This window comes from Burkholderia sp. MSMB1835 (genome assembly GCF_001526365.1).
Classification (GTDB): Bacteria; Pseudomonadota; Gammaproteobacteria; order Burkholderiales; family Burkholderiaceae; genus Burkholderia.
Genome location: NZ_LOYP01000046.1, coordinates 1 through 11,388, shown reverse-complemented (window position 1 = coordinate 11,388; position 11,388 = coordinate 1). Strand labels below are relative to the sequence as shown.

Below are 11,388 nucleotides of genomic sequence, written 5' to 3'. Positions count from 1 at the left end.
GCCGCAATCTTCGCCAGCGAGCCGCCGAATTTGCCGACCGCGGTCCGCGCGGCCGATACGATCACTACATCCGTCATTTCCCTTTCCTCCAGGCCCGCACGACACGGCGCATCGTTACCGGCCCCGTTAAAAAAACTGTGGTGCGCCGGACAGCGTGCGCCGCTGTCCGGCTTTCGTCAATCGCGCTGCAACACGTAGCGCCCGGGCGCCGGCTCGATCGCCGGGAATTGTGCGGAACCCGGCTGGGCCGGCGGCGCGACCTTGCGGCCGCCGTACGCGTCGAGCCACTCGACCCATGTCGTCCACCAGCTTCCGGGCTGCTCGGTCGCCGCGGCGAACCAGTCGTCCGCGGATTCGGGCAGGTCGTCGTTGACCCAGTAGCTGCGCTTCTTCTTCGCCGGCGGGTTGATCACGCCCGCGATGTGCCCCGACGCGCCGAGCACGAACTTCAGCGGGCCCGACAGGATCGACGTCGATGCGTAGGCCGTCTGCCACGGCACGATGTGATCCTCGCGCGAACCGTAGATGAAGGTCGGCACGTCGATCAGCGACAGGTCGACCGGTTCGCCGCATACGGTCAGCGCACCCGGCTCGCGCAGCTTGTTTTCGAGATAGGTATGGCGCAGGTACCACGCGTACATCGGCCCCGGCAGGCTCGTCGAATCGCTGTTCCAGTACAGCAGGTCGAACGGCGCGGGCGTGCGGCCCTTCAGGTAGTTGTCGACGACGTAGTTCCACACGAGATCGTTCGGCCGCAGGAACGAGAACGTGTTCGCGAACTCGACGCCGCGCATCAGCCCCGGCTGCGTACCGTTCTTGCCGCCGATGGTCTGCTCGCGCATCTGCACGTGCGCCTCGTCGACGAACACGTCGAGGATGCCCGTATCGGTGAAGTCGAGCATCGCGGTGAGCAGCGTCATCGACGCGGCCGGATGTTCGCCGCGCGCGGCGAGCACTGCGAGCGCGGTCGCGAGCATCGTGCCGCCGACGCAGAAGCCGAGCGTGTTGATCTGCTCGCGGCCGCTGATCTGCTGCACGGCGTCGATCGCCGCGAGCAGCCCTTCGTTCATGTAGTCGTCCCACGTCTTGTGCGCGACCGATGCATCCGCATTGCGCCACGACACGAGGAATACCTGATGACCGTTCGACAGCGCGTGCGCGACGAGCGAATTCTCCGGTTGCAGGTCGAGGATGTAGAACTTGTTGATGCACGGCGGGACGATCAGCAGCGGCCGCTCGAATACCTTGTCCGTCTTCGGCGTGTACTGGATCAACTGGATCAGGTCGTTCTCGTACACGACCGCGCCCTCGGTGCACCCGAGGTTCTTGCCGACCACGAACTGCGATTCGTCGGTCTGCGAAATCTTGCCGCGCTGCAGGTCGCCGAGCAGGTTCATCATCCCCTGCCGCAGGCTTTCGCCGTGCGTTTCGAGGATCGATTTCTGAGCGTCGGGATTGAGTGCGAGGAAATTGCTCGGCGCGGCGGCAGCCGTCCATTGCTGAACCGTGAAGCGGATGCGCTCGCGCGTCTTCGGATCGGTCTGAAGCGCGTCGGCCAACTCCTGCAGATAGCGCGCGTTGAGCAGATACCAGGCGGCCGCGAACGCATGCGCGGGCGATGCCTTCCACGCGTCGCCGCTGAAGCGGCGGTCTTTCAACTCCGGCGACTCGAGCTTCGCGGCGGCCGCCTGCTGCATCAACGTCATGCAGTCGCGCGCGTAGTCGGCCTGCAAGGCCTGGAGCCGTTCGGGCGGAATCGCGGCAACCGGCAGCTTCAGGCCCGCGAACGGCGACGCCATCGCGCCGAGGTCGGGCATCGACGGCATCTGGAACGGAAACGACGTCGGGAACTGGAATGTCGCGAACGGGTTGACGGAGGCCGATGCCGTCGCGGCGCGCGCCGGATCGGCAAAACCGCGCCACGCGTTCAACCACGACTCGAACATCTGCTGCATCGGCTGGGCGGCCGGATCGAAGCCGGTACTGCCCGCGGAAGTGCCCGCATGAGCGGACGTCGACGAATTTTTCGATGCTGTCATTACCTGCCTTACCGGTGATTCGTGAGCGTCAATCGTGAAATCCTGCTCGCGCGCGGCGTGCCGGCTGCGAGCCGGGCCGTCATGCTCTGGAGAGGCGTCTCCAGATTCTGCCGCAGTGCGGTATTTTTATCATTATCGTTTTCCCCATGTGAAGCGTCCGGTCAAACCACTGAACATTTCGATACGGAGATAATCCGCGCACGACAGGCGGGACAAGGGTTCCGGCGAAACATAAAATATTTTGCTTGACTTGACGTCGGGATTTTTCATTCAGTCGCGCATGCCACGCCGCATTGCCGCCTCAATATCGAGATAACTCGATTTCGCGACGCAACAAAACCGGCGCGCATGCGCATGCGCTCAATCGGCCAGCCAGATTGCCGCGGCCATGCGGCCCGTCACGCGGTCGCGCCGATACGAATAGAAGCGCGCGCGCTCGGCGACCGTGCAAGCCGTCCCGCCGCTCACGTGCATCACGCCCGCACGCGCGAGCCGCAGGCGCGCGAGCGCGTAGAGATCGGCAAGAAACTTGCCGGGCGCGCCGTCCACCGCGACGAACGCACGACGGGTTTCATCATGCTCCGACTGCGGAGCCGTGTCGAGAAACGCGTCGCGCACGTCGGCGCCGACCTCGAACGCCTGCGGGCCGATCGCCGGCCCGAGATAGGCATGCAGCGTGTCCGCCGCGCCGCCCGCGAGCGCTGCGACGCGCGCAGCCGTCTGCTCGACGATGCCGGCCGCGAGCCCGCGCCAGCCCGCATGCGCGGCGCCGACCGCGCGGCCCTGCGCGTCGCACAGCAGCACGGGCAGGCAATCGGCGACCATCACCACGCAGACGGCGCCGGCCCGATCCGTGACGCTCGCGTCGGCCTGCACCGGCGCCGTGGCGGCGGGCGCCGCGGCGATCACCTCGTCCGCCCGCACGATCTGCGCGCCGTGAACCTGCTCGAGCCATGCGGCGCCCGACTGGCCCGCGAGGGCGAGCACGCGCGCGCGATTGATGGCGACATGATCGGGATCGTCACCCGTATGCAGGCCGAGATTCATCCCGCCCGCCAATGCCGCCCCATCCTGCCAGCGCCCGTACGGGCCTTCGCTCACGCCGCCGTCGCGCGTCGTGATCAGCGCGCGCACGCGCGGCGACACGCGCCAGTCGGGCTGCACGCAGTCCTGCCACGTCAACGGCGCCAGATTCGTCATCGGCACTCACTCCTCCTCATCGTCCAGGTACGGCTCGTCGTCGTGATACTCGCCGCCGAAATCGTCATCGTCGTAGAGATTGTCGTCGTCGAATTCCTCGTCGCCCTGCCCGAAGCCGAGCGCCGCGACCAGTGCGTTCATGTCGTCCGGCAGCGGGCAGCGCCACTGCATCGCCTTGCCCGTGACCGGATGCACGAGACCGAGCCGCCACGCATGCAGCGCCTGTCGTGCGAACCCGTCCGGCAGCGGCGCGACCGAACGCTTGCCGCGCGCCCGCCCGTAGACCGGATCGCCGAGCAGCGGATGCCCGGCGTGCGCGCAGTGCACACGGATCTGATGCGTGCGGCCGGTTTCGAGATCGCATTGAATCGCCGAAACCGGCTGACGTTGCCACAGGCATGTGTCAACCGTGCGGAAATGCGTGCGCGCGGGCTTGCCCGACGCGCCGGTGACCACGGCCATGCGCGTGCGCTCGCGCGGGTCGCGGCCGATCGGCGCGTCGATCGTGCCTTCCTCCGGCATCGTGCCCCACACCAGCGCGAAATAGCGGCGCTTCACCGTGCGGGCCTGCAACTGGCGCACGAGGTCCGTCTGCGCGGCCAGCGTGCGGGCGACCACCATCAGGCCGGACGTTTCCTTGTCGAGCCGATGGACGATCCCCGCGCGCGGCAGGCCGGCCGCCGCGTCGCCGTAGCGATGCAGCAAGCCGTTGAGGATCGTGCCGCTCCAGTTGCCGGCGGCCGGATGGACGACGAGACCGGCCGGCTTGTTGATGACGACGAGCGCGTCGTCCTCGTAGATCACGTCGAGCGGCACGGGCTCCGGCGTGAACGCGAGCTGCTCGGGCAGCAGATCGGGCACGAGCTCGATCTTCGCGCCCAGCGGCACCGGCTGGCGGATCTTCGCCGGCGCGCCGTCGACGAGCACGCGCTGCGCCTCGATCCAGCTCTGCAGACGGCTGCGCGAGAATTCGGGGAACAGTTTGGCGAGCGCCTTGTCGAGACGTTCGCCCGCGAGCGACAGCGGCACTTCGACGATACGCGGCGCGTCGTCGCGCGCCGCGGACGGCGCCACGGGCGCCTGCATGGCGTCGCCGGCCAGATCGTCATCGAGGGAATCCCCCGACGCAGCGTCGGCGGGCCGATCGCTTGGGCTATAATCTTCGCGATTTGGTGTGCCCGGCTGGGCATTCTGCGAACTTGAACGGGTCATTTAGACTGGGTCACCGAGACTTGAAGCTAGGACATGCGAGCATGATGAATTCGACCAAACGCACGGCCAGAACCGTCGCCGCCCGGGCTGCGGCGGTAGCGGCCGCGGCCCTCATCGCCGGCTGCCACGGCTTGCCGCAGAAGCAGGACGAGACGGCTACCTGGTCGAACAACAAATTATACTCAGAGGCCCAGGACGCACTGTCCGGCGGCGACTGGGGCAAGTGCGCGAAATATTTCGAATCGCTGCAAGGCCGCGATCCGTTCGGCCATTTCGCGCAACAGGCGCAGATCAACGTTGCATACTGCAACTGGAAGGACAACGAAGCGGCGGCCGCCGACCAAGCCGTCGATCGCTTCATCCAGCTCCACCCCGATCATCCGGATATCCCGTACGCGTACTACCTGAAGGGGATGATCCACTTCAACGACGATCTCGGCCTGTTCGGGCGCTTCTCCGGCCAGGACATGAGCGAACGCGATCCGCAGGCGCTGCGCGAATCGTACGATGCGTTCAAGGTCGTCGTCGATCGCTTCCCGAAGAGCAAGTACGCACCCGATGCGGCCGCGCGGATGCGCTACATCGTCAACGCGCTCGCATCGCACGAAGTGCACGCGGCCGACTACTACTATCGCCGCGGCGCGTATGTCGCGGCGATCAACCGCGCCCAGCTCGCGATCAAGGACTACAAGGGCGCACCGGCGATCGAAGACGCGCTGCACATCATGATCCTGTCGTACGGCAAGCTGAACCAGCCGGAACTCGCCGAGGACACCAAGCGCGTGCTCGCGGGCACGTTCCCCGACAGCCCGTACGTGACGGGCCATGCGCGCCCCGGCGCGAAGAAGTCGTGGTGGCAGTTCTGACGCACGGCGCGCTGCAACACTCGTTGCGCATACGAAAAACCCGGCCATCGAGCCGGGTTTTTTATTGGCGCCGCATTCGGTCGACGCCAGGGCGTTCGCGCGGCAAGCGCCGCGCGTGTGCTCACGCGCGCTTGTCCGCGCGGTGCTCGTCGAAGAAATCCTGCACGACCGCGATCTCGCGCGTGCGCTTGAACGGCGGCAGGCTTTGCCAGATCCGGCGCCCGTAAGGCTTGTCGACGAGCCGCGTATCGCAGATCATCAGCACGCCGCGATCCGTCTCCGCTCGAATCAACCGGCCCGCGCCCTGCTTCAGCGTGATCACGGCCTGCGGCAGTTGATGCACGGCGAACGGGCTCAGCCCCTTCTTCGTCAACGCGTCGAGCCGCGCGGCCAGCACCGGATCGTCCGGCGGCGCGAACGGCAGCTTGTCGATCACGACCAGCGACAACGCATCGCCGCGCACGTCCACGCCTTCCCAGAAACTCTGGCTGCCGACCAGGATCGCATTGCCGTACGCGCGGAAGCGGTCGAGCAGCTCGGTGCGGCTTGCGTCGCCCTGCACGAGCAGCGGCATGTTCCAGCCGCGCGACTCGATCGCGTCGCGCAGCTTCGACGCGATCCGGTCGACCGCGCGCAGCGTCGTGCACAGCATGAACACGCCGCCGCCGGACGCCTCGATCGCCGGCAGCGCGGCATCGAAGACGGCGTCGGTAAATGCCGGCGACGACGGCTGCGGCAGATTGCGCGGCACGTACAGCAGCCCCTGCGACTGGTAATCGAACGGGCTGGCGAGCGTCATCGAACGACGCGAGCTGAGGCCCATCTGCGCCGCGTAGTGCGTGAAATCGCCGCGCACCGACAACGTCGCCGACGTGAACACCCATGCACGCGGTACGCCCGCACGCTGTTTCGCGAAAATCGGCGCGACCGACAGCGGCGTTTCATGGAGCTGGACGGTATGCGCGAACACCTCGACCCAGCGCACCTTCTCGTTCGGATCGCCGTCGGCGGCCGCGTTGTCGCCGGCCGCCGCATCGGCCTTCGCTGCCGCTTGCGCCGCGCCGGGCGCGACCCAACCCGCCAGCAGGTCCTGCAGCTCGCGGGCGCGCCGCAGGCACGCGCCGAGCGATTCCGCGCGCTCGGCCTGGCTCGCGAGCGCCGATGCGAGCGCATCGAGCGCAACGTCGAGCGCGTCGAGCGCACCGAACATCGGGTGATCGTCGCCGAGCTGTGCGAGCGACATGCGCACGATCTGATCGTTCGCGAACGCGAGACGCAAGTCGCGCGCCGCGCGCTCGAGATCGCCGCCGAGCTTCACCCACTCCACTGCATCGCGCGCATGGCTCAGGCCCTCGGCGACCGTGTCGCGCGCGAGCTCGAGGATCTGCGTCGTCGACAGCGTCTCGCCGAAGAACAGCGTCGCCGTTTCCGGCAACTGGTGCGCTTCGTCGAAGATGATCGTGTTCGCGTTCGGCAGCAGTTCGGCCATCCCCGTGTCGCGCAGCATGATGTCCGCGAAGAACAGGTGATGGTTGACGACGACGACGTCGGCCTGCTGGGCCTCACGCCGCGCCTGCATCACGAAGCATTCCTTGTAGTGCGGGCATTCCTGGCCGAGGCAGTTGTCGCGCGTGGACGTGACCATCGACCACACGGGCGCCGTTTCCGGCACGCTCGCGAGTTCGGCCTTGTCGCCGCTCTTCGTGATTTTCGCGAAGCGGACGATTTCCTGCAGATACGCGGTGTCCTGCCGCGACGGCAGCCGGCCGTTGTCGGCCGTGCGTTGCAGGTAGTAATGGCAGAGGTAGTTCGAGCGTCCCTTGAGCATCGCGACCGTCACCGGCACCGCGAGCGCGTTGCGCACGGTCGGGATGTCGCGCTGGAACAACTGGTCCTGCAGGTGCTTCGTGCCGGTCGACACGATCACCTTGCCGCCCCACAACATGGCGGGCACGAGATACGCGTAGGTCTTGCCGGTACCCGTGCCGGCCTCGACGATCAGCGTGTTGTCGCCTGCGTCGTTGTCGGATTCGGCTGCCGCGGCGGCGTCCCCGGCCGGCTCGGCCGCCTGGCCGCCGTCGCCGAGGCGGCGCGCCGGCCGCTTGCGGGTTTCGAAGATCTCGGGCTCGGGCATCCGGCGTGCGGACGCTTCCATCGCGGACGCGACCGCGCGCGCCATCTCGATCTGCGACGTACGCGGTCGATAGCCGTCGAGCGCGCGCGCCAGCAACCCGCCTTCGCCGAAGATCGTGTCGAGTTCGTCGACGCGCTTGCGGCTCAGCTCGAAAGTGCCTTCGGGCGCACGAACGCGCCCGGCGGACGTCGTGTCACGCCGGGCATCGGGGGTGGCTTCAAGCGGTGAATTCAAGGCAAGCGTTCCTGTGTCCAGCGCCCGAGCGGCGCCGGCGCTTGCCAGGCCGCGCTCAGGCGCGCTTATCCGGTTCGAGCTGCGATTGCAGCAAAATGATTTTGTCCTTGGCGGCCAGCTTTTCCTTCTTCAGCCGGTGCAGCGTGATGTCGTCGATGTCGGAGTGTCCTTCCTTCAGCTCGATCTCCCGAGCGAGCTGCTGGTGCTGCTCCTGCAATGCAGCCAAACGGTTGTGCAATTCCTGCTGCTGTTCCGTGTGACGGTTTTGCATACCTGCCTCCTCATCGAAGCAGCGCGACGGCTGGCGTGCCGACGCGCCCGAGACTGAGCCCGATCAATTCAACACGTTACTGCCCCTGCTGTTGCTGCTTGGCCTTCTCGGCCGCTTCCTGCTGACGCCGCTCGACATCGGCCTTGTGCTGCGCGGCTGCCTTCTGCTTCTGCTCGTAGCGCGTGGCGTTGTCCGCCCGCTCCTGCGCCTTCTGCGCCGCCTGCTGGTGCGCCTGGTCGAGCTTGCGCTGGAAATCCGCCTGCTTCTGGTCGTATGCCTGCTTGTTCGCCGCGCGTTGCGGGCCTTCCGCGCCGCGCTGCGCCTGCTTCAGTGCATTCTGCTCCTGCTTGTCGCGGAATGCAGCCGCGTTCGCCGTGTCGTTCGCCGCCCGCTGCGGCGCTTCCGCCGCGTCCCGGGCCTGCTTCAGCGCCTGCTGCTGGTCGCGCTGCTGCGCCCGCACCGCGCGCTGCTCGTCGTTGAGCGCGAGTTGCTCCTGGCGAATGCTCGCCCGCTCCTCGCGCATCTGATCGCGCGCCTTGCCGAGACAATGGTTGACGAAGAACTTGCTGTAACAATCGTGCTCCGCCACCGCATAACGATAATCGTTTTCCGCGGAACGTTGATTGAGCACTTTTTGACGGGCGTCGAAATCCGGCGCGGCGGAGGCTCCGACGGGCGCGGAAGCAGCGGCGTCCGGCGCGCTGGCGCCCGAGGCCTGCGCGAATGCGCCGGAAGGCCCGGCAGACAAAGCGGCGGCGAGCGCTGCGCCGAGCGCGACGAGAGAAATACGGGAAGTTGGCAACGTCGTAGGAAAGCTGCGGGACATGTGTCAAATTCTATCACCCCCGGCTGGACGCTCCGCCATTTATGGCAAAATGCCCCGCTTCATTCACCCGCGGCCTCTGGCCCGGCGGGCCGGCCGGACAGCCCGCCGCTCCGGGCCTGCCGGCCCGCGCCGCGATTTCAGCAGGCAGACAGACCATCCACGACATGACGGAAACCGTAGCACTCAAGATCGTACAGCGCATCGCCACCGAACTGTCCGTCCAGCCGCGCCAGGTCGCGGCGGCCGTGCAACTCCTCGACGAAGGCTCGACCGTTCCGTTCATTGCCCGGTACCGCAAGGAAGTGACCGGCAACCTGGACGACACGCAGTTGCGCCAGCTCGAGGAACGCCTCCTGTACCTGCGCGAACTCGAGGATCGCCGCGCCGCGATCCTGTCGAGCATCGACGAACAGGGCAAGCTGACCGACGAACTGCGTGCCGCGATCGACGCGGCCGACAGCAAGCAGGTGCTCGAGGACCTTTATCTGCCGTACAAGCCGAAGCGCCGCACGCGTGCGCAGATCGCCCGCGAGGCCGGCCTCGAGCCGCTCGCACAGGCGCTGCTCGCGAATCCGCTGCTCGACCCGCAGACCGAGGCGGCCGCGTATGTCGACGCCGACAAGGGCGTCGCCGACGTGAAGGCCGCGCTCGACGGCGCGCGCGACATCCTGTCCGAACAGTTCGGCGAGACGGCGGAGCTGCTCGGCAAGCTGCGCGACTACCTGCACAACCAGGGCGTCGTGTCGTCGGCGGTCGTGGAGGGCAAGGAAAACGAGGAAGGCGAGAAATTCCGCGACTATTACGACTACGCGGAAACGATCAAGACCGTGCCGTCGCACCGCGCGCTCGCGCTGTTCCGCGGCCGCAACGCGGGCGTGCTGACGGTCAAGCTCGGCCTCGGCGAAGAGCTCGACGCGCAGGTGCCGCATCCCGGCGAGGCGATGATCGCGCGCCATTTCGGCATCGCGAACCAGAATCGACCGGCCGACAAATGGCTGTCCGACGTCTGCCGCTGGTGCTGGCGCGTGAAGGTGCAGCCGCATATCGAAAACGAACTGCTCACGCAACTGCGCGAAACGGCCGAAACCGAAGCGATCCGCGTGTTCGCGCGCAACCTGAACGACCTGCTGCTGGCCGCCCCGGCGGGCCCGAAGGCCGTGATCGGTCTCGACCCCGGCCTGCGCACCGGCGTGAAGGTCGCGGTCGTCGATCGCACCGGCAAGGTGCTCGCGACCGACACGATCTACCCGCACGAACCGCGCCGCGACTGGGACGGCTCGATCGCGAAACTCGCACGCCTCGCCGCGCAGACGCAGGCCGAACTGATCAGCATCGGCAACGGCACCGCGTCGCGCGAAACCGACAAGCTCGCGAGCGAACTGATCGCGAAACACCCGGAGCTGCGGCTGCAGAAGATCGTCGTGTCGGAAGCCGGCGCGTCGGTCTACTCGGCGTCCGAGCTCGCCGCGAAGGAATTCCCGGAACTCGACGTGTCGCTGCGCGGCGCCGTGTCGATCGCCCGCCGCCTGCAGGACCCGCTCGCCGAACTCGTGAAGATCGAGCCGAAGGCGATCGGCGTCGGCCAGTACCAGCACGACGTGAACCAGCGCGAACTCGCCCGCTCGCTCGACGCGGTCGTCGAGGATTGCGTGAACGCGGTCGGCGTCGACGCGAACACGGCGTCGGCCCCGCTGCTCGCCCGCGTGTCGGGCCTGAACGCGACGCTCGCGCGCAACATCGTCGACTATCGCGACGCGAACGGCCCGTTCCCGTCGCGCGAGCACCTGCGCAAGGTGCCGCGCCTCGGCGACAAGACCTTCGAGCAGGCCGCCGGCTTCCTGCGCATCAACGGCGGCGAGAATCCGCTCGATCGCTCGTCGGTGCACCCGGAAGCGTATCCGGTCGTCGAACGGATGCTCGCGAAGATCAACAAGCGCATCGACGACGTGCTCGGCAACCGCGAGGCGCTAGCGGGCCTGTCGCCGATGGAATTCGTTGACGAACGTTTCGGGCTGCCGACCGTGCGCGACATCCTGGCCGAACTGGAAAAGCCGGGTCGCGATCCACGCCCGGAATTCAAGACGGCCACGTTCCGCGAAGGCGTCGAGAAGGTCTCGGATCTCGTGCCGGGCATGACGCTCGAAGGCGTCGTGACGAACGTCGCCGCATTCGGCGCGTTCGTGGATATCGGCGTGCATCAGGACGGCCTCGTGCACGTGTCCGCGATGTCGACGAAGTTCATCAAGGATCCGCACGAAGTCGTGAAGGCCGGCCAGGTCGTCAAGGTGAAGGTGATCGACGTCGACGTGAAGCGCCAGCGCATTGCGCTGACGATGCGCCTCGACGACGACGCGGCAGCCCCCGGCACGTCGTCGCGCGGCGGCCAGGATCGCGGCAACGCGGGGCGCGGCGCCGCCCGCCCGCAGCGGACGCGCGAGCCGGAACCGGCCGGTGCGATGGCCGCGGCATTCGCGAAGCTGAAACGCTGAGTCGAAGGCGTCGACGCAATAAAAAACCCGCCGAAAGGCGTAATGCCGTTCAGTTAAGGTTCCGAGTCAAGTATCGAACGGTGTAGCGGAACGGTCTGGACTTGACGGCCCGAGCGC

At 67.2% G+C, this 11,388-nt stretch carries 9 protein-coding genes; 3 read left to right on the top strand and 6 right to left on the bottom strand.

Going from position 1 to position 11,388, the window contains the following annotated elements; genetic code table 11:
* On the top strand, positions 1 to 198 hold a 198-nt coding region (locus WS96_RS34250; protein ID WP_218920986.1), incomplete at its 5' end, for a hypothetical protein.
* Here the strand turns inward: WS96_RS34250 and phaC are convergent.
* From phaC to WS96_RS20785, 3 genes are all read right to left on the bottom strand, one after another.
* On the bottom strand, positions 177 to 2,039 hold the full coding sequence (gene phaC, locus WS96_RS20795; RefSeq protein ID WP_059835017.1) for a class I poly(R)-hydroxyalkanoic acid synthase: 1,863 nt from the start codon (positions 2,037 to 2,039) through the stop codon (positions 177 to 179). The two genes, WS96_RS34250 and phaC, sit on opposite strands and share 22 nt — an antisense overlap.
* Before the next feature lie 360 nt (positions 2,040 to 2,399).
* Positions 2,400 to 3,239, bottom strand: a complete 840-nt coding sequence (gene pgeF, locus WS96_RS20790; protein ID WP_059835015.1) for a peptidoglycan editing factor PgeF — start codon at positions 3,237 to 3,239, stop codon at positions 2,400 to 2,402.
* 6 nt (positions 3,240 to 3,245) lie between these two features.
* Complete coding sequence (locus WS96_RS20785) at positions 3,246 to 4,451, bottom strand: RluA family pseudouridine synthase (protein WP_059835013.1); 1,206 nt, start codon at positions 4,449 to 4,451, stop codon at positions 3,246 to 3,248.
* A 41-nt stretch (positions 4,452 to 4,492) separates the two neighbouring features.
* Between WS96_RS20785 and WS96_RS20780 the strand changes: the two genes are divergently transcribed.
* The gene (locus tag WS96_RS20780) at positions 4,493 to 5,317 is read left to right on the top strand and encodes an outer membrane protein assembly factor BamD (RefSeq protein ID WP_034207426.1); all 825 of its coding nucleotides are present in this window, start codon (positions 4,493 to 4,495) and stop codon (positions 5,315 to 5,317) included.
* Positions 5,318 to 5,438: 121 nt separating this feature from the next.
* Here WS96_RS20780 and WS96_RS20775 read toward each other — a convergent pair whose 3' ends face one another.
* The 3 genes from WS96_RS20775 to WS96_RS20765 all read right to left on the bottom strand — a co-directional run bounded on the left by WS96_RS20775 (position 5,439) and on the right by WS96_RS20765 (position 8,782).
* On the bottom strand, positions 5,439 to 7,685 hold the full coding sequence (locus WS96_RS20775) for an ATP-dependent DNA helicase (RefSeq protein WP_059835011.1): 2,247 nt from the start codon (positions 7,683 to 7,685) through the stop codon (positions 5,439 to 5,441).
* A gap of 55 nt (positions 7,686 to 7,740) precedes the next feature.
* Complete coding sequence (locus WS96_RS20770; RefSeq protein ID WP_006478692.1) at positions 7,741 to 7,956, bottom strand: YdcH family protein; 216 nt, start codon at positions 7,954 to 7,956, stop codon at positions 7,741 to 7,743.
* 76 nt (positions 7,957 to 8,032) lie between these two features.
* Entirely contained in the window at positions 8,033 to 8,782 is a 750-nt protein-coding gene (locus tag WS96_RS20765; RefSeq protein WP_059835008.1) for a hypothetical protein, read from the bottom strand.
* A 164-nt stretch (positions 8,783 to 8,946) separates the two neighbouring features.
* Here WS96_RS20765 and WS96_RS20760 point away from each other — a divergent pair, with 164 nt between their 5' ends.
* A complete protein-coding gene (locus tag WS96_RS20760; protein WP_059835007.1) occupies positions 8,947 to 11,271 on the top strand; it encodes a Tex family protein in 2,325 nt (774 codons plus the stop codon).
* The last annotated feature ends 117 nt before the right edge of the window (positions 11,272 to 11,388 follow it).

Coding starts and splice junctions, on each gene's coding strand:
- WS96_RS20765 (WP_059835008.1), bottom strand. CDS start 8,782: ATGTCCCGCAGCTTTCCTACGACGTTGCCAACTTCCCGTATTTCTCTC.
- phaC (WP_059835017.1), bottom strand. CDS start 2,039: ATGACAGCATCGAAAAATTCGTCGACGTCCGCTCATGCGGGCACTTCC.
- WS96_RS20785 (WP_059835013.1), bottom strand. CDS start 4,451: ATGACCCGTTCAAGTTCGCAGAATGCCCAGCCGGGCACACCAAATCGC.
- WS96_RS20770 (WP_006478692.1), bottom strand. CDS start 7,956: ATGCAAAACCGTCACACGGAACAGCAGCAGGAATTGCACAACCGTTTG.
- WS96_RS20760 (WP_059835007.1), top strand. CDS start 8,947: ATGACGGAAACCGTAGCACTCAAGATCGTACAGCGCATCGCCACCGAA.
- WS96_RS20780 (WP_034207426.1), top strand. CDS start 4,493: ATGATGAATTCGACCAAACGCACGGCCAGAACCGTCGCCGCCCGGGCT.
- pgeF (WP_059835015.1), bottom strand. CDS start 3,239: ATGACGAATCTGGCGCCGTTGACGTGGCAGGACTGCGTGCAGCCCGAC.